This window comes from Streptomyces sp. NPDC006516 (genome assembly GCF_040611875.1).
Classification (GTDB): Bacteria; Actinomycetota; Actinomycetes; order Streptomycetales; family Streptomycetaceae; genus Streptomyces.
On record NZ_JBEXPD010000002.1, the window covers coordinates 963234 to 987117 of the forward strand.

Sequence of the window (23884 nt, forward strand, 5' to 3'; positions counted from 1 at the left end):
GGCGGCACGGACCCGGTCCGTACCGCCCTCCTCGCCGTGCGACGGGTTACAGCACCTTCGACAGGAACGACTTCGTCCGGTCGTGCTGCGGGTTGGTCAGTACGTCGCGCGGGTGGCCGGACTCGACCACGACGCCGTCGTCCATGAAGACCAGCGCGTCGCCGACCTCACGGGCGAAGCCCATCTCGTGGGTGACGACGATCATCGTCATGCCCTCCTCCGCCAGTCCGCGCATGACGTCCAGGACGTCGCCGACGAGCTCCGGGTCGAGCGCGGAGGTCGGCTCGTCGAAGAGCATCAGCTTCGGTTCCATGGCCAGGGCGCGCGCGATGGCCACACGCTGCTGCTGTCCGCCGGAGAGCTGCGAGGGGTAGTTCTTCGCCTTGTCGGACAGGCCGACCCGGTCGAGCAGGCGTTCCGCGCGGGCCCGGGCCACGGCCTTGGCCTCGCCCTTGACCTGGACCGGGGCCTCCATGACGTTCTCGATGGCCGTCATGTGAGGGAACAGGTTGAAGCGCTGGAAGACCATGCCGATGTCCCGGCGCTTCAGCGCGACTTCGCTGTCCTTGAGCTCGTAGAGCTTGTCGCCCTTCTGGCGGTAGCCGACCAGGTCGCCGTCGACGTAAAGCCGGCCGGCGTTGATCTGCTCCAGGTGGTTGATGCACCGCAGGAACGTCGACTTGCCGGAGCCGGACGGGCCGATCAGGCAGAACACCTCACGGGGGGCGACCTCCAGGTCGATGCCCTTGAGGATGTGCGCGGGGCCGAAGGACTTGTGGACGCCCTCGGCCTTCACCATGGCGGTCATGCGGCGCCTCCCTTCGGGCGGCCCAGCGACAGCATGGTGGCCCTGATCTTCTGGAACGGGGTGTCCGGCAGGCTGCGGCTGGAGCCGCGCGCGTAGTACCGCTCCAGGTAGTACTGGCCGACGCTGAGCACCGAGGTGAGCACCATGTACCAGGCCGCGGCCAGGAACAGCATCTCCACGGTGGCACCCGAGGTCTGCGAGACGTTCTGGGTGGAGCGCAGCAGCTCGGTGTACTGGACGGCGACCGCGAGCGAGGAGGTCTTCAGCATGTTGATGACCTCGTTGCCCGTCGGCGGCACGATCACCCGCATCGCCTGCGGGACGACGATCCGGCGCAGCGTCTTGCCGTGGCTCATGCCCAGGGCGTGCGCCGCCTCGGTCTGTCCTTCGTCGACCGACTGGAGGCCCGCCCGGCAGATCTCCGCCATGTACGCGGCCTCGTTGAGCCCCAGCCCGAGCAGCGCGCAGAGGAACGGCGTCATGAAGGACGACCACTCGTCCTTGTAGACCGGTCCGAGGTTGATGTACTCGAACACGATGCCGAGGTTGAACCAGACCAGCAGCTGTACGTAGACCGGGGTGCCGCGGAAGAACCAGATGTATCCCCAGGCTATGGAGGTCGTCACCGGGTTCTTGGACAGCCGCATCACGGCGAGCACGATGCCCAGCACGACGCCGATGATCATCGACAGAACCGTGATGATGACCGTGTTCTTGACGCCCTCGAGGATCTGGTCGTCGAAGAAGTAGTCGGGGATCGCGTTCCAGTTGATGTCGCCCTGCGCGAACGCGTAGACCAGCGAGGCCAGCAGGCCGAGGGCGACGACCGCCGAGACGTACCGGCCGTAGTGGCGCACCGGGATGGCCTTGATCGCCTCCGGCCCCGCCGACGGGGTGGGCGGGGTGACCGCCGGGCCCGCCTTCTTGATGTCAGTCACAGATGTTGCCTTTCAGCGCCGGAACCCGGTCAGGATCCGCCGTTGATCTTCGCCTCGGTGACCGCGCCGGCCTCGACGCCCCACTTCGCGATGATCTTCGCGTACTCGCCGTTCTCGATGATTGCGTTCAGTGCGGCCTCGATCGCCTTCGTGAGTTCGTCGTTGCCCTTGGCGACGGCGATGCCGTACGGGGCCGCCTCGACCTGCTCGCCGACCAGCTGGAAGTCCTTGCCGCCGCCCGAGGTCTTCACCGCGTACGCGGCGACCGGGAAGTCGGAGGAACCGGCGTCGGCGCCGCCGCCGCGGAGGCGGGTCTGGGCTTCCAGGTCGTTGTCGAACGCCTCGATGGCGATCTTGCCCTTGCTGCCGCACTTGGCGCTCTCGGCCTTCGCGAGGTCGTGGGAGACCGTGCCGCGCTGGACGACGAGCTTCTTGCCGCAGAGGTCCGACCAGGTGCTGATGCCCTTGTCGTCGCCCTTCTTGGTGTAGATGGAGACGCCCGCGGTGAAGTAGTCGACGAAGTCGACTCCCTCGCCGACCTTCTTCTTCGTCTCGGAGTCGACGCCCTCCTGGCGGTCCTTGGTGTCGGTCATGGCCGACATCGCCAGGTCGTAGCGCTTCGAGCGCAGGCCCGTGAGCAGCGTGTCGAAGGTGCCGTTCTCGAAGACGAACTTCACGCCGAGCTGCTTGCCGAGGGCGTCCGCGAGGTCGGGGTCGATGCCGACCGTCTTGCCGGACTCGTCCTTGAACTCGACCGGCGGGTACGCGATGTCAGACCCGACCTTGATCTCGCCCTTGTCCTTGACGGCCTTGGGGAGGAGGTCGGCGAGCGGCGCGTCCTTCGTGGTGGCAGAAGCCGACTCCTTCTTGCCGGCACTGTCCGTCTGGTCTCCACAGGCGGTCAGCAGCAGGGTGCCGGCGACCGCGACTGCGCAGACCGCGGCAATCCGGGACTTCGCGGTCGTACGGCAGAGGGTGCTTGCGGTCATGGTCGGAATCCTCCGGCAGTGAGGGAATGCTGGTCAGGTGGGCACGCACGCACCTTCGAGTGTCGCCACCTCGTGTGATTAGGGCATCTTGCCATTCGGACTCACCCAATCAGGGGGCCAGGCATGTCAAAATCGGGTAACGGGTGACCCCCGAACCTCAACGGAGCGGTACGGCACGGCCGGACCATCTGCTGAGAAGTGAACGCTCCTCCGGAGAATCTCCGGTGCGTCTCGGCCTTCGGACGGCCTTTGTGGTCCTTAGTGGACTTGTCCAGATATTCGGTTATGAGTCTTGTCACCGATTCGATACCGACTCGTAAGAGGCCCGGTCCGTCCGGTAAGAAAGACCTTTACACCCCTCATCCGGGGCTCAGGGCGCGTGTGCGGCGCGCCCGCGCGTATGTGTCTCCCCTGCCGGAGCGGGCCAACCGCTCAGTGCCGGGAACGTACGCGGTGCCCGCCCACCCCTCCTCAACCAGGAGTGGCCACCCTCAACTGATGAAGACTTAAGGGGTCAACACAATGGCAGCGGAGATCGTCAATCCTCGCAGCGACAGCACGACGGACGGCATGGCCGGGACGGCCGGAATCAGTGGGGCCGACGAGCCCTTCGATCCCGCGTTCGCCCTGCACCGCGGCGGGAAGATGGCCGTGCAGGCCACCGTTCCGATCCGCGACAAGGACGACCTGTCCCTCGCGTACACACCCGGCGTGGCGAAGGTGTGCAGCGCCATCGCCGAGAATCCCGAGCTCGTCCACGACTACACCTGGAAGTCCCAGGTCGTGGCCGTCGTCACGGACGGCACCGCCGTCCTCGGCCTGGGGGACATCGGTCCCGAGGCCTCCCTCCCGGTGATGGAGGGCAAGGCGATCCTCTTCAAGCAGTTCGGAGGTGTCGACGCGGTGCCGATCGCGCTCGCCACGACCGACGCGGACGAGATCGTCGACACCGTGGTCCGCCTCGCGCCGTCCTTCGGCGGGGTCAACCTGGAAGACATCTCGGCGCCCCGGTGCTTCGAGATCGAGCGCAAGCTCCAGGAACGTCTGGACATCCCGGTCTTCCACGACGACCAGCACGGCACGGCCGTGGTGACGCTCGCGGCCCTGCGCAACGCGGCGAAGCTGTCCGGCCGCACGCTCGGTGATCTGCGCGCCGTCATCTCCGGCGCGGGGGCGGCCGGTGTGGCCATCGCCAAGTTCCTGCTGGAGGCGGGCATCGGTGACGTCGCCGTCGCCGACCGCAAGGGCATCGTCAGCGGGGACCGCGAGGACCTCACGGACGTCAAGCGCGAGCTGGCGGAGATCACGAACCGGGCCGGCATCACCGGGTCCCTGGAAACGGCGCTGGCGGGCGCCGACGTCTTCATCGGCGTCTCCGGCGGTACGGTCCCCGAGGCGGCCGTGGCCTCGATGGCTCCCGGCGCGTTCGTGTTCGCCATGGCCAACCCGAACCCCGAGGTCCACCCGGACGTCGCGCACAAGTACGCGGCCGTGGTGGCGACCGGACGGTCGGACTACCCGAACCAGATCAACAACGTGCTGGCGTTCCCCGGCATCTTCGCGGGTGCGCTCCAGGTGCGGGCCTCCCGCATCACCGAGGGCATGAAGATCGCCGCGGCGAACGCGCTTGCCGATGTCGTCGGGGACGAGCTCGCCGCGGACTACGTGATCCCCTCGCCGTTCGACGAGCGGGTCGCTCCGGCGGTCACGGCCGCGGTCGCCGCTGCCGCCCGCGCTGAGGGTGTCGCCCGGCGCTGACGCCCGGACTGGGCGGGACGGGGTACGGACGCGCGCCACGCGCGCGACCGTGCTCCTGTCCCGCCCCTTTCGCGTCCGTGGAGCCGGACCGTTTCGCGTGCGGCCACCCTCCGTCGGCGGGCGCGTGCCCCGCGCTGGGGTGTGTGTCACACCATCGAACGGTTACGTCACGGCGCGTCACGTCCTATCGTCGTGCCATGTTCGCCGCCTACGCAGCCCGCATCGACCGTGACCGGCCCCTCGACGGACTTGAGCTGGGGGAACGCCCGGCCCCCGAGGCACGGCCCGGATGGACCACTGTCCGGGTCAGGGCCGCATCGCTCAACCACCACGACCTCTGGTCCCTGCGCGGCGTGGGCCTCGCCGAGGACAAGCTGCCCATGATCCTCGGCTGTGACGCCGCCGGTGTCGACGAGGACGGCAACGAGGTCGTCCTGCACTCCGTCATCGGTCAGACGGGCCACGGGGTCGGCCCGGACGAGCCGCGCTCCATCCTCACCGAGCGCTATCAGGGCACCTTCGCCGAGCAGGTCACCGTCCCCAGCTGGAACGTGCTGCCCAAGCCGAAGGAACTCAGCTTCGAGCAGGCCGCCTGCCTGCCCACCGCCTGGCTGACGGCCTATCGCATGCTCTTCACCAACGCCGGTGTGCGGCCGGGTGACTCCGTGCTCGTGCAGGGTGCGGGCGGTGGCGTGGCCACCGCCGCGATCGTGCTGGGCAAGGCCGCCGGGCTGAGGGTGTTCGCCACCAGCCGCGACGAGGCCAAGCGCAAGCGCGCCGTCGAACTGGGCGCCGTCGAGGCGTACGAGCCGGGCGCACGGCTGCCGGGGCGCGTGGACGCCGTCATCGAGACCGTGGGGGCCGCGACCTGGTCCCACTCGGTCAAGTCGCTGAGGCCCGGAGGCACCCTGGTCATCTCCGGTGCCACCAGCGGCGACCGGCCCTCGCACGCGGAACTGACCCGGATCTTCTTCCTGGAACTCAAGGTCGTCGGTTCCACCATGGGCTCCAAGGACGAGCTGGAAGACCTGCTCGCGTTCTGTGCGGCGACCGGGGTACGGCCCGTCATCGACGAGACCCTGCCGCTGGACCGCGCCCGTGAGGGCTTCGAGCGGCTCGCCGCCGGAGACCTGTTCGGGAAGATCGTCCTCACCACCTCATGAGCGGGGCGATCGAGCTGCCGGCGCCGCAAGGGCTGCTGCTTCGGCCCTGGCGGCCCGAGGACGCGCCGGACGTCCTCCGAGCCTTCGTCCCCGAGGAGACGGCCCGCCAGGCCGGCAGGCCCGTCACGTCCATGGCCGAGGCACAGGACTGGGTCGCGGCCCGGGAGGAGGAGAGGGCGGCGGGCACCGCGTACACATGGGCCGTCGTCCGCGAGGGGGTCCCACTCGGGTCCGTGGCCGTGGCGGCGGTGAACCACGTCCACGGCACCGGCTGGGTCTCGTACTGGACCGTCGAGGCGGCGCGCGGGAGAGGCGTCGCGCTGGCGGGCCTAAGAACACTGGCCCGCTGGGCCTTCGGCGAACTGGACCTCTTCCGGCTCGAGCTCGGACACCGGACGAACAACCCCGCCTCCTGCTCCGTCGCCCTGCGGGCCGGCTTCGTCGCCGAGGGCATCGACCGGAAGAAGCTCCGCTACGGCGACGAGCGCTACGACGTGGAGCGGCATGCCCGCCTCGCCACCGATGACGTCAACGATGGTTGACAGGCGTCCTGGTGTCAACGTAAGTTGACGCCATGACCGAAGCAACGGATCTCGCCGCACGTGCCGGTGACCACGACCCGCGCGTCGGGCTGCGGGCCGTCGCCGCGCTGCGGCGTCTGCTGGAGCAACTCGAAGCCGTCCAGGTGAGGAGCGCCCGCGCCAAGGGCTGGTCGTGGCAGGAAATCGCTGCCGAGCTGGGTATCAGCAGGCAGGCCGTGCACAAGAAGTACGGGAGGCATTGATGTTCGAGCGATTCACCAAAGGCGCCCGCGCCACCGTGACGGGTGCGGCGGCCCTGGCGGAGCGGACCGACGCGGACTCCGTCACCGAGGAGCATCTGCTGCTTTCCCTGCTGGACCAGGAGGGCAGTCGCGCCTCCTTCGCCGTCGCGGCGCTCGGGCTGACCGACCGACGCTCCTCGCTGGAGACCTCACTGGCCGAGGCCCGCCGCCGTGGCGGACTCACCAAGGCCGACACGGAGGCGCTGGCCGGTATCGGCATCGATGTCACCGAGATCGTGGCACGGGTCGAGGACGCGCACGGTGAAGGCGTCCTGGCGAGCGACCGCCCGAACCGCCGTTGGTGGTCGGGGCGCCGTCCCTTCACGGGGGGTGCGAAGGGCATCCTGGAGAAGTCCCTGCGCATCGCGCTCGGCCGACGCGACCGCTTCATCGGCGAGGAGCACCTGTTGCTGGCCCTGACGGCCGGCCCAGGCGTCGTCGCCGAAGTGCTCGCCGAACACGGCGCGACCTACGCCACGGTGGAACGCGCGCTGTACGGCGCCGGGGGCGAGGGGCAAGGCCGGGCGCTGGCCGGCTGACCCCGCCGACCACCGGCCCGGGCGGAGGTCGCCAGGCCGTACCGCCGAGGGCGGAAGCCGTCGCCCGCACGGTCCCCTGCGGGCCGGGCGGGATGGAAGTCGCCCCGCCGGGCCCGCACTCGCGTAGCTGCCCCGCCCCGCCCGTCCGCGCGGAAACGCCCCGCCCGCCCGGCAGCTGTCCGGTCCGTACGGTCCAGTGCGGGGCTGTCGCGTGTGGGCGGTGCGTCGCCGGCGGGACGTCCCCGCGGCGCGTACGGGACCTGCCCCGCACGCGCCAGGGCCGTGTCCGTCAGGCGTTGCCCGAAGCCTTCTTCGCCCCCTGGGCCTGCTCCTTCAGCAGTCCCTCGATCCGGGTCGCGGCCGTGGCGAGGTGATGGCGGGCTTCCGTGAGCTGTTTCTCGGTGACACCATGGTCCCGGGCCGCGTCGCGGATGTCGTCGCGGAAGCGGTCCAGCAAGCGGTCCAGGTCCCGGCCCGGGTCGCCGGTGCTCGCGGCGTCCGCGGCCCATTCGATGTCCGGTTCCTCGGGGGCGGGGCGACTGTAGTGTGGCCAGGTCCCGGTGCTCGCGAAGCTGCCGAGCTGCCCTGTGATCTCGGCGAGCCCTTCCCGTACACCCGTGGGCCAGTCGCCGCGCGCGAAGTGCTCCTGGACCTGGCGGGCCGCGTTCTGCATCTGCCGCCGTGCGTTCTCGTGTGCCTCCCGGGCCTGGCGGCGTGCCTGCTCCGCGTCCTCCCGGGCTCTGCGGGACTCGTCCATCGCCTTGCGGGCCTGTTCCTTCCACTCCTGCTTGGCCTTGCGCAGCTCTTCCTTCGCGGTGCGCCACGCCTCCTTCTCGCCGAACCCGGCATCCCAGCCGCCGCCCTTGGGCGCGGAGGTCTGCCTGGACTCCGAGGCCGCCGCGCGCATCTCCTTGCGGAGCCGGCCCGCGGCCCCGCGCACGTCGTCGCGGATCTCGGAGGCCAGCTCCGAGACCGACTCGCGGATCTCCAGCTCCAGGTCGGCCAGCTCGGCGCCGCGTCCCTCCAGCTCGGCCCGGCCCGCGTCGGTGATCGAGTAGACCTTCCGGCCGCCCTCCGTGGCGTGGGTGACCAGGCCTTCGGCCTCCAGCTTGGCCAGCCGCGGATAGACGGTGCCTGCCGAGGGGGCGTAGAGGCCCTGGAAACGCTCTTCCAGGAGCCGGATCACCTCGTAGCCGTGGCGAGGGGCCTCGTCGAGCAGCTTGAGGAGATACAGGCGAAGGCGCCCGTGGGCGAATACGGGGGGCATGTCAGAGCACCTTTCCGGTCGGCTCGGCCTCGTACGTGTGGTCCTGGGCGGGTGGGCGGCGCAGCAGGGCGATGGAGCCAGAGACGGTGGTCGCCTTCAGCTTCCCCGTGCCCGCGCCCAGCGTGCCGGTGATCTTCTTGGCGCCCCACTGGCCGCCCACGCGCAGATCCTCGAAGGCGTTGGAGACGGCACCGCTCGCGGTGTTCGCCTCGACCTTGGCGTCCGCCGGGTGCGGTAGCCGGATGGCGATCTCTCCGGAGACCGACGTCAGCCTGATGTCGGTCGGCTTCGAAGAGGCGTCGAGATCGAGCACCATGTGGCCCGTGACCGACTCGGCGCGCACCGAAGTGCCGGAGCCGTCGACGACCGTCAGATCACCCGACACGGACTGGAAGCGGAGGTCGCCGCTGACGGACTGGGCCTCCAGGCTGCCGGACACGGTCTCGGCCCGGACGGTGCCGGACAGCCCCACCACGGTGCTGTCGCCGGTGACACCCCGCAGCTCCGTGCGGCCCCGGATTCCTGAGAGGACCGCTTCCGCGCCGACCACGCCGACCTCCACGACGGCACCGGCGGGCACCGCGAGGGACACCGCCGCGCGGCGGCGGGGGTTTCTGCGGTCGAGCCAGGTGAGAAAGCCCTGCCATGGGAGGTCCGGGTAGGTGACGGTAAGGGTTCCGCCCTCCTGGGTCACGACCAGCGGAGGGCCGTCGATGTCGGACACCTCCAGCCGCGCGGTCGTGTCGTCGGTGCCCACGACGTTGACCGCGCCGTCGACGATGCGCACGTGGAGCGCCGTCACGGGGTCGTCGAAGGTGAGCTTCCGGGGCTCGGCGACGGTCCACGTCGACTCGGGCATGGTCTGACCTCCCATGAGGTGGCGTGACGCAACATATCGCGTCTTCTGAACAACACGATATATCGCGGATGGCGGAAGTCAAGGCCGAACAGGAGGGGTGCTCGCGGCGAGGGCGGTGAAGAGGGACTGTGCAAATTGACTCAGAGGCAGGCAAATTGCCCTAGCGTGTGAGGCATGACCGCTGCATCCGTGGGTGCCCTGCTCCTCTGCCGGGCCGACCCCGAGACCGTACGGCCCGTGGCCCATCTCCTGCAGGAGCACATGCTGCTGATGCCGGCCGGCGAGGGCTGGAGCGTGCTCGTCCCCGAGGGAAAGCCGTGGCGGCGGGCCGGGTACACGAACGGCGGAGCGGTGGGCGGCAACGGCGAGGCGGTGGGCGGCAACGGCGCCGAACCCGTCGACCGGGTCGTCGGCGGCTGGGCCACCGCACTCGCGGTGGGGTCGACCTGGCCCGTGATCGCCCTGTGGTGGGACGGGGACCGGTCCGGATACACCCTCGCCTCGGGCTTCCGGCGCCCCGTCGGCTACATCTGGCTGGCCGACGGTACCCCGGCCGCCGAGGACGAGGCCATGCGGACGTTCGCCACCCGGCTGGGGCTCGACCCCGTCCTCGACGTACAGGAGCTCGAAGCGCTCACCCGCGCGGACCCCGGGACGGACGCCGACGCCCGCCTTCGCGGTCTGATCGCCGTGCTCACGCGGGCCGGAGTGGCGCTGCCGCCCGGCCTCGCGCCCGGGGAGCCCGCGGACCGGCTGCGCTCGGTGGCGGGGATCCACCCGGAGACGGAGCAGATCGAATGGGCCGGCTGGCGCGACGCCGTCCGTGTGGAGCTCGACGCCGTGGAGAGCGGCAGTCTCGGCCCGTGGATGCTCGGCCCGAGGGCCCGCGCCGTGGCGACGGCGCAGATCGCCGCCGGTCTCCCGCTCACGCTCTGGGGCGCCCGGCGGCGCAGCGGCGGCTGGGTCACGGCCGGCCTGCTCCTGCTCGTGCAGGGCGTGCTGGGACTCGCGTACAACCGTTTCAGAAGTGCGGCCGGGAGCGGCCCCGGAAGCTGACTACTCGTCCTCGTCGTCGTCCAGCCGTGCCAGCCAGGTCGCCAGGCGCTCGACGGGGACCTCGAAGTCGGGGTTGAGGTCGACGAACGTACGCAGCTGCTCGGCGAGCCACTCGAAGGTGACCTCCTCCTCGCCGCGCCGCTTCTCCAGTTCCTCGATGCCACGGTCCGTGAAGTACATGGAACAAGAATAACGAGGCCGGAACGCCCGAGGGCCCGGCCCCGCGAGCATCTCGCGGGGCCGGGCCCTCGGGTGACGTACAGCCGCTGATCAGGCCTCGAAGACCTCGGCGACCAGCTGTGTCTGCTCGGCCTGGTGACGCTTGGCCGAGCCGACCGCCGGGGACGAACCGTGCGGACGCGAGATGCGGCGCAGGCGCTCGCCGTGCGGCACATCGGCGCCGACGGCCAGGTCCAGGTGGTCGATCAGGTTGAGCGCGATGAACGGCCACGCACCCTGGTTCGCCGGCTCCTCCTGTGCCCAGAGGTACTTCTCGGCGTTCGGGTACTTGGCGATCTCGGCCTGGATCTCGGCACCCGGCAGCGGGTACAGGCGCTCCAGACGGATGATCGCCGTCTCCGTGTCCCCACGCTTCTCGCGCTCGGCGTCGAGGTCGTAGTAGAGCTTGCCGGACACGAAGACGACCTTGCGGACCGCCTCGGCCTTGACCGTCTCGTCGCCGATCACCGGGCGGAAGCCGCCGCTGGTGAACTCCTCGACCTTCGAGGCCGCCGCCTTGAGACGCAGCATCGACTTCGGGGTGAAGACGATCAGCGGCTTGTGGTGCGGGTTGTGCACCTGCCACCGCAGGAGGTGGAAGTAGTTCGACGGCAGGGTCGGCATCGCGACCGTCATGTTGTCCTGCGCGCACATCTGCAGGAAACGCTCCGGACGGGCGGACGAGTGGTCCGGGCCCTGGCCCTCGTAACCGTGGGGGAGCAGCAGGGTGACGCCGGACGTCTGGCCCCACTTCTGCTCGGCCGAGGAGATGAACTCGTCCACGACCGTCTGGGCGCCGTTGACGAAGTCACCGAACTGGGCCTCCCAGATCACCAGGGATTCCGGGCGGGCCAGCGAGTAGCCGTACTCGAAGCCCATCGCCGCGTACTCGCTGAGCAGCGAGTCGTAGACGTTGTAGCGGGCCTGGTCGTCGGAGAGGTAGAGCAGCGGGGTGTAGTCCTCGCCGGTCTTCTGGTCGACGAGGACCGCGTGGCGCTGACCGAACGTGCCGCGGCGGGTGTCCTGGCCGGCGAGCCGGACCGGGGTGCCCTCCATCAGCAGCGAACCGATGGCGAGGGTCTCGCCCATGCCCCAGTCGATCGTGCCGTTCTCGACGGAGGCGGCACGGCGCTGCATCTGCGGCAGGAGACGCGGGTGGACGGTGATCCCGTCGGGGATGTTCACCTGCGACTCGGCGATCAGCTTCACGACCTCCGAGGAGACCGCGGTGTTCACGGCGACCGGGAACTCCGCCTGCACGTCCGGGACATGCGGCTGGGACGGCGCCGAGGTGGCCTCGCGGACCTCCGCGAAGACCTTCTCCAGCTGGCCCTGGAAGTCCTGGAGGGCCTGCTCGGCCTCTTCCAGCGTGATGTCGCCACGACCGATGAGGGACTCGGTGTAGAGCTTGCGCACCGAGCGCTTCTTGTCGATCAGGGTGTACATCTGCGGGTTGGTGAACTCCGGGTTGTCGCCCTCGTTGTGACCGCGGCGGCGGTAGCAGATGAGGTCGATCACGACGTCCTTGTTGAACGTCTGCCGGTACTCGAAGGCGAGCCGCGCGACGCGGACCACGGCCTCCGGGTCGTCGCCGTTGACGTGGATGATCGGCGCCTCGATCATGCGCGCCACGTCCGTGGCGTACATCGAGGAGCGCGAGGACTCCGGGGCGGCGGTGAAGCCGACCTGGTTGTTGATCACCACGTGCACGGTGCCGCCGGTGCGGTAGCCGCGCAGCTGCGACATGTTGAGCGTCTCGGCGACGACGCCCTGGCCCGCGAAGGCCGCGTCGCCGTGGAGCGCGACGGGCAGGACCGTGAAGTCCGTGCCGCCCTTGTTGATGATGTCCTGCTTGGCGCGGGCGATGCCCTCCAGGACCGGGTCGACGGCCTCCAGGTGCGAGGGGTTGGCGGCCAGCGAGACCTTGATCTGCTCGCCGTCCAGACCCGTGAAGGTGCCCTCGGCGCCCAGGTGGTACTTGACGTCACCGGAGCCGTGCATCGAGCGCGGGTCGAGGTTGCCCTCGAACTCGCGGAAGATCTGCGCGTACGACTTGCCCACGATGTTCGCCAGGACGTTCAGCCGGCCGCGGTGGGCCATGCCGATGACGACCTCGTCGAGGCGGGCCTCGGCGGCGGAGTCGATGACCGCGTCGAGCAGCGGGATGACGGACTCGCCGCCCTCCAGGGAGAAGCGCTTCTGGCCGACGTACTTCGTCTGCAGGAACGTCTCGAACGCCTCGGCGGCGTTGAGGCGGCGCAGGATGCGCAGCTGCTCCTCGCGCTCCGGAGCGGGGCGCGGACGCTCCACCCGGTCCTGGAGCCACTTGCGCTCCTTCGGCTCCTGGATGTGCATGAACTCGATGCCGGTGGTGCGGCAGTACGACTCACGCAGGACGCCGAGGATGTCGCGGAGCTTCATCATCGTCTTGCCGGCGAAACCGCCGACCGCGAATTCCCGCTCCAGGTCCCACAGGGTGAGGCCGTGCTCGGTGATGTCCAGGTCGGGGTGCTTGCGCTGGCGGTACTCCAGCGGGTCGGTGTCGGCCATGACGTGGCCGCGGACCCGGTAGGAGTGGATCAGCTCGAAGACCCGTGCGGCCTTGGTGACGTCGTCGTCGTGTGAGGCGTCGATGTCCTTGAGCCAGCGGACCGGCTCGTAGGGGATGCGCAGCGCCTTGAAGATCTCGTCGTAGAAGTCGTTCTCGCCGAGCAGCAGCTGGGCCAGGACGCGCAGGAACTCGCCGGACGCCGCACCCTGGATGACACGGTGGTCGTACGTCGAGGTCAGGGTCATGACCTTCGAGATGCCCAGCTTGTTCAGGGTGTCCTGCGACGTTCCCTGGAACTCCGCCGGGTAGTCCATCGCGCCGACGCCCATGATGAGGCCCTGTCCGGGCATCAGGCGCGGCACCGAGTGGACGGTGCCGATGCCGCCGGGGTTGGTCAGCGAGGCGGTGACTCCGGTGAAGTCGTCCATGCCGAGCTTGCCGACGCGGGCGCGGCGGACGATGTCCTCGTACGCCTGCCAGAACTCGAAGAAGTTGAGCGTCTCGGCCTTCTTGATGGCCGCGACGACGAGCTGGCGGTCGCCGTTGGGCTTCACCAGGTCGATGGCCAGACCGAGGTTGACGTGCTCCGGCTTGACCAGGGTCGGCTTGCCGTCCTTCACCGCGAAGGAGTAGTTCATCGACGGCATGGCCTTGAGGGCCTGCACCATCGCGTACCCGATGAGGTGCGTGAAGGAGATCTTCCCGCCGCGGGCGCGCTTGAGGTGGTTGTTGATGACGATGCGGTTGTCGAAGAGCAGCTTCACCGGGACCGCGCGGACGGACGTGGCCGTCGGCAGCTCCAGGGAGGCGTTCATGTTCTTCGCGACAGCGGCCGACGGGCCGCGCAGCGTCACGAACTCCGGGCCCGCGGGGGCCTCGGCCGGGGCCTCTGCCTTCGCGGGTGCCGGGGCGGCCTTGGCGGGGGCTGCCTCGGCGGGTGCCGGGGCGGCCTTCGCGGGAGCCGCTGCCTTCGCCGGAGCGGGGGCCGCGGGCTGGGCAGGGGCGGCGGGCGCGGCGGGCGCCTTCGCCGGAGCGGGTGCTTCCGCGGCGGCGGCCGGAGCCGGTGTCACCGCTCCCGCGGGTGCGGGTACGGGCTTGTCCGCCGTGCCGGACGCGCCCGGCTTGTAGTCGGCGAAGAAGTCCCACCAGGCGCGGTCGACCGAATTCGGGTCCTGGAGGTACTGCTGGTAGATCTCGTCGACGAGCCACTCATTGGGGCCGAAAGCGGCGGCCGGGTTCGACCCGGAGCCTGCTTCTTGATCGGTCGAGATGCTCGAGTTACTGGGGGACTGAGACGACACGGCGGCAACCGCCCTCTTCCGCTTCACAAGGTGATGGACAGCGGAAATCAAGGCTACGCCTCCCGAGCCGTTACGTGCAGGCCGGGCCGGTCTTCGTCGTGCACATCACATCCGAAGCCGGGTTTCGGCGCATGAAATGGCGGGAAACAAGCAGGGTTCCGCTGCCCTTCGGTACGCGAGGCCGGTGCTACGGCCCCCTGGACCGTATCTCTTTCCCGGGACGGGAGAGAACAAGGCCCTCGAACTTCGAACACCAGGTCAACCCGGTAGTTGCCGGTTCCCCGGAAGGGTGACCTGAATCCGGCAGCCGCGGGCGGATTCGGCCACGCCGATGCGTCCGCCATGGAGATCCACCGCCCAGCGGGCGATCGCGAGCCCCAGTCCCGTACCGCCGTCGCTGCCCGGACCGTGCGGCGACGGGGCCTGGCCACGGTTGAACCGCTCGAAGACCCGGTGGCGCTCCGCCTCCGGGATGCCGGGGCCCTCGTCGACGACCTCCAGCTCCAGCGACTCGGGATGGGCTCCACGCCGGGCCAGCACAGTGACCCGGCCGTGCGGCGGGCTGTGCTTGACGGCGTTGTCGATCAGGTTGGCGACCACCTGGTGCAGTCGCTCGGCGTCGGCGTACGCGGTGAGTTCGGGCGGGGACACGTCCAGATGCAGATGGACGTCCGTACGCGAGTGATTGCCGGAGCCGGAGGAGAGCCGGCGCTGGGAGGCGGCCAGGTTCGCCTCCTTCAGCACGCCCGACAGATACGGCCAGACCTCGAAGCGGCGGGCCTTGATCGCCACCACCCCGTTGTCCAGCCGGGAGAGGTCCAGCAGGGTCTCCACGAGTCTGCCGAGGCGCTCGGTCTGTTTCAGTGCCGTGCGCATCGTCTCGGGATCGGCGGCGGACACCCCGTCCACCACGTTCTCCAGCACGGCTCTGAGCGCGGCGATGGGGGTGCGCAGTTCGTGCGAGACGTTGGCGACCAGCTCCTTGCGGTGCCGGTCCTCCGCCTCCAGGTCGTCCGTCATGCGGTTGATCGTCTGCGCCAGGTCCCCGAGCTCGTCGCGCCGCCCGGCGCCGCTCACCCGGCGCGTGTAGTCGCCGTGCGAGATCGACCGTGCGACGGCGCGCATCTCGTCGAGCGGCGCGGTCAGGCCGTGCGCCACGAACTGGGTGATCAGCAGCGTGGCGATCACGGAGAAGACCGTGATGAAACGGAATTCCGTCCTGGTCCGCAGGGCGACGATGAGCAGTCCGGTCGTGATGAAGACGGATATCACGACGAGGGTGCCCAGCTTGGCCTTGATGGAGAAGGGCCGCAGTCCGGACCCGGGCCGGGTCATGGCGCGGGGGTCTCCAAGGCGTAGCCGACGCCGTGCACGGTACGGATCCGCTCGGCGCCGATCTTCCGGCGCAGAGCCTTGATGTGGCTGTCGACCGTCCGGGTCCCGGAGGCGTCGGCCCAGTCCCAGACCTCGGCGAGCAGCTGCTCCCGGGAGAGCACCGCGCGGGGCGTGTTGGCCAGGCAGACCAGCAGGTCGAACTCGGTCGGGGTGAGGTGGACGTCGTCCGCGCGCACCCGCACCCGGCGCTGGGCGTGGTCGATCTCCAGCTCGCCGAGCCGCAGGATGCCGCTGCGCGGGGTCACGGCGGCCAGCGCGGCCCGTTCGACCCGGCGCAGCAGCACGTGCACCCGCGCCGCCAGTTCCCTCATGGAGAAAGGCTTGGTCATGTAGTCGTCGGCGCCGACCCCGAGCCCGACCAGCATGTCGGTCTCGTCGTCGCGTGCGGTGAGCATCAGCACCGGCACGGGGCGCTGAGCCTGCACACGACGGCAGACCTCCAGGCCGTCGAAGCCGGGAAGCATGATGTCGAGCACCATCAGGTCGGGCTGCCACGCCTCGGCCGCGTCCACGGCCGCGGGCCCGTCCAGTGCGGTCTGCACCAGGAAGCCCTCGGCCCGCAGCCGGGCGGAAATGGCGTCGACGATTGTCGCGTCGTCCTCTACCACCAGCACCCGGCGCTGAGCCCCGGGGGTGGCCGCGACGCCGTTGTGGGTGGTGTGTGTCTGTTCCATCGCCCCGCCCCTGCCCGTTCTCGCGGAGGCCATTCCCCCGGAGGCACGGTTATCGCTTGTGGATTTCGTCGGTGATCCCTTGTGCCGCCAAGCAGCGTAAAGGCTGAGGACGCCTCTCGGCTACGCAGGGTGTTGTCCGACGTGAAGGTGTTACCCATGGGATAGGGACGGATCGGCGGACTTGAGGCGTGTGATCCGCAGGGGAACGGGGGCGCGGATACCGGGTGGGGGCTCAGTCCCCCCGCAGTGCGAGATGGACCACGTCCGGCACACCTCGGGCAACGGCTACTTCTTCGGTGCTTACTGCGCGGAATCCGGCATTCCGCAGGGATTCCCCGAAGTCCTCGGACGGCTGGGCGGACCACACCGCGAGCACTCCGCCGGGCTTCAGGCGCGCGCGGCACGCCGCGAGGCCGGTGGCGGAATAGAGGCTTCCGTTGTCCTCGGTGACGGTCCAGTCGGGCCCGTTGTCGATGTCCAGACACAGCGCGTCGTAACGCTCCGTGGCCGTGCCGAGGTGGGCGACGAGATCGGTGCGGAGGATGACGGTGCGCGGGTCCGCGAGGGCCGCGCGTGAGATCCGGCCGAGCGGTCCTTCCAGGTGCCAGTCCACGATCGCCTCCTCCCGCTCGACGACGGTGATCCGCCCCCAGCGGGGCTCGGCGGCGGCGTGCGCCAGGGAGAACCCGACGCCCAGCCCGCCGATCAGTACCGACGGTTCGGGCCGGCCGGCGGGCAGCGCGGCAAGCGCGGCGTCGACCAGGAGTCGTTCGGAACGCCCGTCGGAGGTGTCCATCAGGAAGCAGCCGTTGGCGATGATCTCGTAGTCCTCACCGCGCTCCCGCAGCACGACTTCGCCGAACGGCCCGTCGCGGCGGTCCAGGACGACGGGGCGGTGGGCGTCTGTGACGGGCATGGTCGCGGTCTCCGGTCTCCGGTCGGCGTGGCTCGGCGGCGCCCATTTTTCCCGTGCGAGGAGACCCGGGCCACTGGATTTCGTAGATCTCACCCTCCCTGTCCGGGGGTGCGCGCCCTGTTCCGTCCCGGACCGCACGGGCCGGGACGGTGTCATGCCCTTCGGCGGTGAGGAGCGGGGGAATGGACGCCCCTCGCCGGATGCTGCCGTAGAGGCAGGCAACACCGTGCGGCCCGTCGGGCCCTCCGGCCCGGATCCGTCCGGACGTGGATCCCGGGGCTCCGGACCTGGGTGTGACAGGTGATCGCTCACAGCGAACACGGCGTGGGGAACATTCAGGGACTCACAAGCATTGAGTCCACATAGCTCAACTTGCCTGCCGAAGGGGAGATCATGACTGCCGAATCCAATGCGTCCAAGGCGTCCACGCCGATCGACCTGCCCGTGCTGCCGCTCGACGACGAGGTCGTACTGCCCGGAATGGTGGTTCCGCTCGACCTGTCGGAAGCGGAGGTGCGCGCCGCGGTCGAGGCCGCACAGGCCGTCGCGCGGCCCGGTGGCGGCAAGCCCGAGGTGCTGCTCGTGCCGCGCATCGACGGGAACTACACCGGAACGGGTGTCCTGGGCACCGTCGAACAGGTCGGACGGCTCTCGGACGGCGACCCCGGGGCCCTCATCCGGGCCCGTGACCGGGTGCGCATCGGTGCCGGAACCAGCGGGCCCGGGAACGCCCTCTGGGTCGAGGGCACCAGGATCGACGTGGCCCTGCCCGACCCTCTTCCCGGTTCGGCCGCCGAGCTGGCCAAGGAGTACAAGGCGCTGGCCACCAGCTGGCTGAAGAAGCGCGGCGCCTGGCAGGTCGTGGACCGGGTGCAGCAGATCGACGACATCTCCGCCCTCGCGGACAATTCCGGTTACTCCCCCTTCCTCACCCTTGCGCAGAAGGTCCAGCTGCTGGAGACCACGGACGCGGTCGCCCGGCTGAAGCTCGCCATCCAGTGGCTCGGCGAGCACCTCGCCGAGCAGGATGTCGCCGAGTCCATCGCCAAGGACGTCCAGGAGGGCGTCGACAAGCAGCAGCGCGAGTTCCTGCTGCGGCGCCAGCTCGACGCCGTACGCAAGGAGCTGTCCGAGCTCAACGGTGATCCCGAGGGCGAGACGGACGACTACCGGGCCCGCGTCGAGGCGGCCGACCTCCCCGGGCACGTCCGTGAGGCCGCGCTCAAGGAGGTCGAGAAGCTGGAGCGTGCCTCCGACCAGAGCCCCGAGGGCTCCTGGATCCGGACCTGGCTGGACACCGTCCTCGAACTCCCCTGGACCGAGCGGACCGAGGACGCGTACGACATCCGCGGCGCTCAGGAGGTCCTCGACGCCGAGCACGCGGGTCTTCAGGACGTGAAGGAGCGCATCACCGAATACCTCGCGGTACGCAAGCGGCGCGCCGACCGGGGCCTCGGTGTCGTCGGCGGACGGCGCGGCGGCGCGGTGCTGGCGCTGGTCGGTCCTCCCGGGGTCGGTAAGACGTCCCTCGGGGAGAGCGTGGCCCACGCCATGGGGCGCAAGTTCGTCCGGGTCGCGCTCGGCGGGGTCCGGGACGAGGCGGAGATCCGCGGCCACCGGCGTACGTACGTCGGCGCGCTGCCGGGCCGGATCGTCCGGGCGATCAAGGAGGCCGGCTCGATGAACCCGGTCGTCCTGCTCGACGAGATCGACAAGGTCGGCTCCGACTTCCGGGGCGACCCGGCCGCGGCGCTGCTCGAAGTCCTCGACCCGGCTCAGAACCACACCTTCCGCGACCACTACCTGGAGGTCGAACTCGACCTCAGCGACGTCGTGTTCCTCGCGACGGCCAACGTCCTGGACGCCATTCCGGAGGCCCTGCTCGACCGCATGGAGCTGGTCACCCTGGACGGCTACACCGAGGACGAGAAGGTCGTCATCGCCCGGGACCACCTGCTCCCGCGCCAGCTGGAGCGGGCCGGTCTCGAGGAGGGCGAGGTGAGCCTCGACGAGTCCGCGCTGCGCAAGCTGGCCGGCGAGTACACCCGCGAGGCCGGGGTGCGGAACCTGGAGCGTGCCGTCGCGCGGCTGCTCCGCAAGGCCGCTGCCCAGCACGAGCTCGGTGAGCGGGAGCTTCCGTTCACGGTGACCGACCAGGACCTGCGGGGCCTGATCGGCCGGCCGCACCACGTGCCCGAGTCCGCCCAGGACCCGGCCGAGCGCCGCACCGCGGTGCCCGGCGTCGCCACCGGGCTGGCGGTGACCGGAGCCGGCGGTGACGTGCTGTTCGTCGAGGCCTCGCTCGCCGATCCGGAGACCGGGGCGTCCGGACTGACCCTCACCGGTCAGCTCGGCGACGTCATGAAGGAGTCCGCGCAGATCGCCCTGAGCTTCCTGCGCTCGCACGGGGCGGAGCTGGAGCTGCCCGTGGCCGATCTCAAGGACCGGGGCGTGCACATCCACTTCCCGGCGGGTGCGGTCCCGAAGGACGGCCCGAGTGCCGGTATCACCCTGACGACCGCGCTGGCCTCGCTGCTCTCCGGACGGCTGGTCCGTACGGACGTGGCGATGACCGGAGAGGTGTCGCTGACCGGGCGGGTGCTGCCGATCGGCGGCCTGAAGCAGAAGCTGCTGGCCGCTCACCGTGCGGGCATCACCACCGTGGTGATCCCCCAGCGCAACGAGGCCGATCTGGACGACGTCCCGGCGGAGGTCCTCGACACGCTGGAGGTCCACCCGGTGACCGATGTGCGCCAGGTCCTGGAGATCGCGCTCGCCCCGGCCTCGGCCGAGGTGCGGGAGAGGATCCCGGCCGCCGCATAGGCGTCACGTGGTGACGGACGCGGCGCCACGCGCACGGCCGGTACGGACGGCCCGCCCTCCCCTTGGAGGGCGGGCCGTTCCGCGTGCGGGGCGGGGCCGGTGCCGCCGTTCCGGGGGCAGGACCCACCGGGGGCCGCAGGCGCGGGCCGGGGTGGCGGGGCCGGTCCGGCGGTCAGGGGCGGTAGACCGTGCCGGGCCGCGGCTCCGCGGGGGCCATCAGCTGAGGGACGGTGACGAAGGTGTAGCCCCGCTCCTTCAGCGTGTCGATGATGCCCGGCACCGCGGGCACCGTCCCCGCGTAGATGTCGTGCAGCAGGATGATCCCGTCCCTGCTCGCCTGGTCGAGTATCCGCTCCTCGATCAGCGCGGAGTCGTTCGTGGAGTAGTCCTTGGCGGTCGCGCTCCACAGGACCTGTGAGAGCCCGAGCTCCTCGCAGATCTCCGACACGGTGCCGTCGGTGCGGCCCTGGGGCGGGCGCATCAGCCGGGGCCGCGTCCCGGTGATCTGCTCGATCGCCCGCTGTGTCTTCTCCAGCTCGGCCCGTATCCCGCCGCGGCTCATGTCCGTCAAAATCTTGTGCGACCAGGTGTGGTTGGCGACCTCGTGTCCCTCGTCGGCGATGCGCCGCACGGTGTCCGGGTGCTTCAGCACGTGGTTCCGGCCGAGCAGGAAGAACGTCGCCGGCACCTTCTTCTCCTTGAGGACGTCCAGGAGGCGCGGGGTGTCCTTCGCCGGTCCCGCGTCGAACGTCAACGCGATGCACTTGGCCTCGGCGCAGTCCACGGAGCCGAAGGCCCCCTTGGCGTCGGATGCCGCATCGGCGCGCGCCGACGCGGGGGCCGAGGTCTGGGCCGAACACCCCCCGAGGGTCAGTGTGAGCACGGTCACGAAGGCGGCGGTCAACCGCATGCGGGACAGGGACATCTTTCTGGGCGCAGCAGGCACGGCAGGTCACTCCCCGTGGGCAGGCCGCACACCGGTGGAGCGGCACGGGGTGACTATACATATCGTGTATACGCTGGGTGCATAGTGGGGCGGCCGGGTATCGCGAAGCCCCGGTGACCTGGGGGCGGTCACCGGGGCTCATCCTTGCGCGGCGCTGCGCGGTGGGCCTCCGGGCGGGCGCACGCCCGGAGGGTCACCGTGTGCGGGCTCAGCCGGTGGCGAGCGCCACCACGCGGTCGAGGGCGCCGTTGAAGCGGTTGTGGTCACCGACCGTCGGGCCCGACGACGTGTACTGCCACATCGTGTAGTAACCCCAGCCGGCCGGGAGCTCGCCGACCGTGGTGTTGTAACGGGCCACCCAGAGCGGGTTGGTGCTGCCGAAGCTCGCGTTGTTGCCCGTGCAGTCCTTCCACCAGCTGGTCGCGGTGTAGATCACCGCGTCACGTCCGGTGCGCGCCTTGTAGGTGTTCACGAAGTCGCGGATCCAGGCGACCATGCCGGCCTGGGTCTTGCCGTAGCACTGCGCCCCGTACGGATTCCACTCGATGTCCAGCACGCCGGGCAGCGTCCTGCCGTCCCTGGACCAGCCTCCGCCGTTGTCCACGAAGTAGTTCGCCTGGGTGGCGCCGCTGGTCGTGTCCGGGGTGGCGAAGTGGTACGTGCCGCGGATCATGCCGATGTTGTAGGAGCCGTTGTACTGCTGGGTGAAGTACGTGTTCTTGTAGTACGTCCCCTCGGTGGCCTTGACGTACGCCCACTTCACGCCGCTGTTCCACAGGGTCGACCAGGCGACGTTGCCCTGGTGGCCGCTGACGTCCACACCTTCCGTCTGGACGGCGGTCGCGCCGATGGGTCCGCCGCCCTGGGCGCCGTCGTGAGCGATCACGCCCTGGCCCATCCTCGCCGTCCCTCGTTCGGGGACGACCGCGGAGCCGGCGGCGGACGCCGCACCGGGCAGTGTGAGCAGCAGGGCGAGGGCGGCGAGGAACGCGCCCGCCGCGGCGACACGGGAGCGGCGGGAGCTGGGGGTTCCGGATCTGTGCACGGGCATTGCGTGCCTCCGAGGGCTCGGTGGGGGAGCTCATGGCCCAGGAGCGGGTGCGGGACGCTCCTGCGGTCGTGCGCCATGGTGTGGACATGCCACCCGTGGCACTCATGAAGCTACGCACGTAGACCCGTCCACCGGAAGGGGGTCCGGCCGCCGCCGGAGGTCTACGCCTGCGAAATACTGGCCAAGCTGCGGTAATGGCGGCAGTTGAAAGAAACTTTCACGGGCCGGAAAGCGGATGAGGGGTGTTGACGTGCACGGGAGCGAAAGCGGTGATGAACCCGGCGCGAAGTCCGGAAATGGTGTGGACCACGAGTTTCTCGCGCTGGAGCGCGAGTTGGCGGTCTTCCTGCGCCGGGCGCGCGCCAACTCGGGGGAGATGGCGCGCGAGGTGCACCCGGACCTGGAGGCCGCGGCCTACGGTCTCCTCGTGCGGCTGGAGTCGGCAGGGCGGCAGCGCGCGACGGAGCTCGCCGCCTACTTCGGCGTCGGCAAGGCGACCATGAGCCGGCAGTTGCGGGCCCTGGAGTCGCTCGGTCTGGTGGCCCGGGAGACCGACCCGGCGGACGGCCGCGCCTCCCTCGTCCACCTCACCGACGAGGGGCTCGCACGCTTCCGCAGGGTCCGCGACGCCCGCCGGGGCCGCTACGCCCGCAAGCTCGCGGGCTGGGACCGTGCCGAGGTCGCCGAACTCGCCCGGCTGCTGCACCACTTCAACGAGCGGGCCGAGGGCTGAGACGTGCCGGGCGGCGGAGCGCGCCACGGAGGCGTGCCGGGCGGTGGGGCAGGCCGCGGGAACCGCGGGTGCGGCGCCCGGCTAGAACTCCACCAGCACGGCCGTCGCGTCGTCGTGCGTCTTGCCGCGGCGCAGGAACACGCGGCCGGTGTCGGCCCGCTCCAGCTCCCGCACCCGGTCGATGAGCCCCTGCGGCCCCACCTTGCGGAGCATTCCCAGGGTGCCCGCCCAGTCGCCCTCCCGGAACTTCTCCGACCAGCGGCTCGCCCCGTCGGTCAGGGCGGCCAGCGCCCGGACCTCTGCCCGGGGGGCGTCACCCGTCACCGCGCGTGACGCCACCGACGGGTCGGCGGCCGCCGTGAAGAAGCCGCCCTCCTTGTTCCTCAGGTGCGCGTCCACCGCCTCCTCCGAGGTGAGGGAGGCCGGAGGCAACCGGTCGAGGCGGTCGTCGAGTACCGGCTCGACCGTCCCGTCGAGGGCCTCCAGGAGCAGGACCGAGTCGGAGAGCACCAGGTACTCCACGCGCAGGTCGTCCCAGCGCGCGAGGACCACCGTCGCCTGAGGCGTGCGCACGTGAGAAAGGTCACACAGGGAACGGTGCGTGTCGGCGGTGCGCCGGATGGACGCCGCGAGGATGTCCGCCAGCGTCAGATCCCGCCGCGAAGCGGACAGTTCGGCCAGCGCACCCCCGAGCCGTGAGGTGAACCACGAAACCGAGTGCACGCACCCGTCGGTGCCCCGGGGTGGCGTGACTCCGTCGAGCAGAACCAGGGTGCCTCCCTGGCCGGCCGCAGGAGCGACGGCCGACGCCCAGTCCTCGTTGGGGCGTTCGGGACTGCCGGGCTCGGTGGCGAGTTCGATACGCATCCAGTCAGTCTGCACCAAGCCTTCACGGGGCCTGCACGATCGCCGCCGGACCGTACCAGCAGGTCAGAGTGGCCCCTTGCGGCGGAAGAGTGGGCTCCGCGCATATGCGGGCGGGCATACTGCCAAAGCCGGGCGCGAAGTTCCACCCGGCGGCCCATGCATGGCCGATGGCGCTCCTGGGGAGACTTGTTCGCCAACTCCGGAGTGA

Annotated in this window: 21 protein-coding genes; 8 read left to right on the forward strand and 13 right to left on the reverse strand. The window is 70.3% G+C overall.

Annotation, left to right across the window (positions count from 1 at the left end; all coding sequences use genetic code 11):
* Positions 1–46: 46 nt before the first annotated feature.
* The 3 genes from ABZY45_RS10600 to ABZY45_RS10610 are packed head-to-tail and all read right to left on the reverse strand — an operon-like array spanning position 47 to position 2735.
* A complete protein-coding gene (locus tag ABZY45_RS10600) occupies positions 47–808 on the reverse strand; it encodes an amino acid ABC transporter ATP-binding protein (RefSeq protein WP_356738191.1) in 762 nt (253 codons plus the stop codon).
* Positions 805–1746: an amino acid ABC transporter permease gene (locus ABZY45_RS10605; RefSeq protein WP_356738193.1), complete on the reverse strand. Its 942-nt coding sequence runs from the start codon at positions 1744–1746 to the stop codon at positions 805–807. Before ABZY45_RS10605 ends, ABZY45_RS10600 begins: the two co-directional genes overlap by 4 nt.
* A 29-nt stretch (positions 1747–1775) precedes the next feature.
* Complete coding sequence (locus ABZY45_RS10610; protein WP_356738195.1) at positions 1776–2735, reverse strand: ABC transporter substrate-binding protein; 960 nt, start codon at positions 2733–2735, stop codon at positions 1776–1778.
* 522 nt (positions 2736–3257) lie between these two features.
* On the opposite strand from ABZY45_RS10610, the gene ABZY45_RS10615 reads away from it, so the two are divergent.
* From ABZY45_RS10615 to ABZY45_RS10635, 5 genes are all read left to right on the forward strand, one after another.
* A complete protein-coding gene (locus ABZY45_RS10615) occupies positions 3258–4493 on the forward strand; it encodes an NADP-dependent malic enzyme (protein WP_356738197.1) in 1236 nt (411 codons plus the stop codon).
* Between the two features lie 197 nt (positions 4494–4690).
* Positions 4691–5656, forward strand: a complete 966-nt coding sequence (locus ABZY45_RS10620; RefSeq protein ID WP_356738199.1) for a zinc-binding dehydrogenase — start codon at positions 4691–4693, stop codon at positions 5654–5656.
* Positions 5653–6198 carry a GNAT family N-acetyltransferase gene (locus ABZY45_RS10625; protein ID WP_356738201.1) on the forward strand — a complete coding sequence of 182 codons (546 nt, stop codon included), beginning with the start codon at positions 5653–5655 and terminating at the stop codon, positions 6196–6198. Before ABZY45_RS10620 ends, ABZY45_RS10625 begins: the two co-directional genes overlap by 4 nt.
* A gap of 32 nt (positions 6199–6230) precedes the next feature.
* Positions 6231–6440, forward strand: coding sequence for a helix-turn-helix domain-containing protein (locus ABZY45_RS10630; protein WP_356738202.1), 210 nt, complete (start codon positions 6231–6233; stop codon positions 6438–6440).
* Positions 6440–7018, forward strand: coding sequence for a Clp protease N-terminal domain-containing protein (locus ABZY45_RS10635; RefSeq protein WP_356738204.1), 579 nt, complete (start codon positions 6440–6442; stop codon positions 7016–7018). The genes ABZY45_RS10630 and ABZY45_RS10635 overlap by 1 nt, the downstream gene beginning before the upstream one ends.
* A gap of 289 nt (positions 7019–7307) precedes the next feature.
* Here ABZY45_RS10635 and ABZY45_RS10640 read toward each other — a convergent pair whose 3' ends face one another.
* Positions 7308–8285 carry a helix-turn-helix transcriptional regulator gene (locus ABZY45_RS10640; RefSeq protein WP_356738206.1) on the reverse strand — a complete coding sequence of 326 codons (978 nt, stop codon included), beginning with the start codon at positions 8283–8285 and terminating at the stop codon, positions 7308–7310.
* A 1-nt stretch (position 8286) separates the two neighbouring features.
* Complete coding sequence (locus tag ABZY45_RS10645) at positions 8287–9144, reverse strand: DUF4097 family beta strand repeat-containing protein (protein WP_356738208.1); 858 nt, start codon at positions 9142–9144, stop codon at positions 8287–8289.
* 174 nt (positions 9145–9318) lie between these two features.
* Here ABZY45_RS10645 and ABZY45_RS10650 point away from each other — a divergent pair, with 174 nt between their 5' ends.
* Positions 9319–10200, forward strand: a complete 882-nt coding sequence (locus ABZY45_RS10650) for a hypothetical protein (RefSeq protein WP_356738210.1) — start codon at positions 9319–9321, stop codon at positions 10198–10200.
* On the opposite strand, the gene ABZY45_RS10655 is transcribed toward ABZY45_RS10650, so the two are convergent.
* The 5 genes from ABZY45_RS10655 to ABZY45_RS10675 form a co-directional block, all read right to left on the reverse strand.
* Positions 10201–10380: a DUF6104 family protein gene (locus tag ABZY45_RS10655; protein ID WP_014048295.1), complete on the reverse strand. Its 180-nt coding sequence runs from the start codon at positions 10378–10380 to the stop codon at positions 10201–10203.
* A 90-nt stretch (positions 10381–10470) separates the two neighbouring features.
* A complete protein-coding gene (locus tag ABZY45_RS10660) occupies positions 10471–14271 on the reverse strand; it encodes a multifunctional oxoglutarate decarboxylase/oxoglutarate dehydrogenase thiamine pyrophosphate-binding subunit/dihydrolipoyllysine-residue succinyltransferase subunit (protein ID WP_356738212.1) in 3801 nt (1266 codons plus the stop codon).
* A 258-nt stretch (positions 14272–14529) separates the two neighbouring features.
* Entirely contained in the window at positions 14530–15606 is a 1077-nt protein-coding gene (locus ABZY45_RS10665) for an ATP-binding protein (RefSeq protein WP_356738214.1), read from the reverse strand.
* Positions 15603–16340, reverse strand: coding sequence for a response regulator transcription factor (locus ABZY45_RS10670; protein WP_014154105.1), 738 nt, complete (start codon positions 16338–16340; stop codon positions 15603–15605). The genes ABZY45_RS10665 and ABZY45_RS10670 overlap by 4 nt, the downstream gene beginning before the upstream one ends.
* A gap of 232 nt (positions 16341–16572) precedes the next feature.
* On the reverse strand, positions 16573–17256 hold the full coding sequence (locus ABZY45_RS10675; RefSeq protein ID WP_356738216.1) for a spermidine synthase: 684 nt from the start codon (positions 17254–17256) through the stop codon (positions 16573–16575).
* A 393-nt stretch (positions 17257–17649) separates the two neighbouring features.
* On the opposite strand from ABZY45_RS10675, the gene lon reads away from it, so the two are divergent.
* A complete protein-coding gene (lon, locus tag ABZY45_RS10680; RefSeq protein ID WP_356738218.1) occupies positions 17650–20079 on the forward strand; it encodes an endopeptidase La in 2430 nt (809 codons plus the stop codon).
* Between the two features lie 172 nt (positions 20080–20251).
* Here the strand turns inward: lon and ABZY45_RS10685 are convergent, their stop codons facing one another.
* Complete coding sequence (locus tag ABZY45_RS10685; protein ID WP_356738779.1) at positions 20252–21004, reverse strand: polysaccharide deacetylase family protein; 753 nt, start codon at positions 21002–21004, stop codon at positions 20252–20254.
* Positions 21005–21233: 229 nt separating this feature from the next.
* Complete coding sequence (locus ABZY45_RS10690) at positions 21234–22076, reverse strand: lysozyme (RefSeq protein ID WP_356738220.1); 843 nt, start codon at positions 22074–22076, stop codon at positions 21234–21236.
* Positions 22077–22326: 250 nt separating this feature from the next.
* Here ABZY45_RS10690 and ABZY45_RS10695 point away from each other — a divergent pair, with 250 nt between their 5' ends.
* Positions 22327–22809 (forward strand): MarR family transcriptional regulator, encoded by a 483-nt coding sequence (locus ABZY45_RS10695; protein ID WP_356738222.1) that lies wholly within the window; start codon positions 22327–22329, stop codon positions 22807–22809.
* A gap of 81 nt (positions 22810–22890) precedes the next feature.
* On the opposite strand, the gene ABZY45_RS10700 is transcribed toward ABZY45_RS10695, so the two are convergent.
* Positions 22891–23676: a hypothetical protein gene (locus tag ABZY45_RS10700; RefSeq protein ID WP_356738224.1), complete on the reverse strand. Its 786-nt coding sequence runs from the start codon at positions 23674–23676 to the stop codon at positions 22891–22893.
* Between the last annotated feature and the right edge of the window lie 208 nt (positions 23677–23884).

What these genes read in the sequence shown, in the direction of transcription:
- ABZY45_RS10670 (WP_014154105.1), bottom strand. Translation starts at nt 16,340, where the DNA reads ATGGAACAGACACACACCACCCACAACGGCGTCGCGGCCACCCCCGGG.
- ABZY45_RS10610 (WP_356738195.1), bottom strand. Translation starts at nt 2,735, where the DNA reads ATGACCGCAAGCACCCTCTGCCGTACGACCGCGAAGTCCCGGATTGCC.
- lon (WP_356738218.1), top strand. Translation starts at nt 17,650, where the DNA reads ATGACTGCCGAATCCAATGCGTCCAAGGCGTCCACGCCGATCGACCTG.
- ABZY45_RS10630 (WP_356738202.1), top strand. Translation starts at nt 6,231, where the DNA reads ATGACCGAAGCAACGGATCTCGCCGCACGTGCCGGTGACCACGACCCG.
- ABZY45_RS10635 (WP_356738204.1), top strand. Translation starts at nt 6,440, where the DNA reads ATGTTCGAGCGATTCACCAAAGGCGCCCGCGCCACCGTGACGGGTGCG.
- ABZY45_RS10685 (WP_356738779.1), bottom strand. Translation starts at nt 21,004, where the DNA reads ATGTCCCTGTCCCGCATGCGGTTGACCGCCGCCTTCGTGACCGTGCTC.
- ABZY45_RS10665 (WP_356738214.1), bottom strand. Translation starts at nt 15,606, where the DNA reads ATGACCCGGCCCGGGTCCGGACTGCGGCCCTTCTCCATCAAGGCCAAG.
- ABZY45_RS10640 (WP_356738206.1), bottom strand. Translation starts at nt 8,285, where the DNA reads ATGCCCCCCGTATTCGCCCACGGGCGCCTTCGCCTGTATCTCCTCAAG.
- ABZY45_RS10655 (WP_014048295.1), bottom strand. Translation starts at nt 10,380, where the DNA reads ATGTACTTCACGGACCGTGGCATCGAGGAACTGGAGAAGCGGCGCGGC.
- ABZY45_RS10675 (WP_356738216.1), bottom strand. Translation starts at nt 17,256, where the DNA reads ATGCCCGTCACAGACGCCCACCGCCCCGTCGTCCTGGACCGCCGCGAC.
- ABZY45_RS10615 (WP_356738197.1), top strand. Translation starts at nt 3,258, where the DNA reads ATGGCAGCGGAGATCGTCAATCCTCGCAGCGACAGCACGACGGACGGC.
- ABZY45_RS10600 (WP_356738191.1), bottom strand. Translation starts at nt 808, where the DNA reads ATGACCGCCATGGTGAAGGCCGAGGGCGTCCACAAGTCCTTCGGCCCC.
- ABZY45_RS10625 (WP_356738201.1), top strand. Translation starts at nt 5,653, where the DNA reads ATGAGCGGGGCGATCGAGCTGCCGGCGCCGCAAGGGCTGCTGCTTCGG.
- ABZY45_RS10700 (WP_356738224.1), bottom strand. Translation starts at nt 23,676, where the DNA reads ATGCGTATCGAACTCGCCACCGAGCCCGGCAGTCCCGAACGCCCCAAC.
- ABZY45_RS10645 (WP_356738208.1), bottom strand. Translation starts at nt 9,144, where the DNA reads ATGCCCGAGTCGACGTGGACCGTCGCCGAGCCCCGGAAGCTCACCTTC.
- ABZY45_RS10650 (WP_356738210.1), top strand. Translation starts at nt 9,319, where the DNA reads ATGACCGCTGCATCCGTGGGTGCCCTGCTCCTCTGCCGGGCCGACCCC.
- ABZY45_RS10620 (WP_356738199.1), top strand. Translation starts at nt 4,691, where the DNA reads ATGTTCGCCGCCTACGCAGCCCGCATCGACCGTGACCGGCCCCTCGAC.
- ABZY45_RS10690 (WP_356738220.1), bottom strand. Translation starts at nt 22,076, where the DNA reads ATGCCCGTGCACAGATCCGGAACCCCCAGCTCCCGCCGCTCCCGTGTC.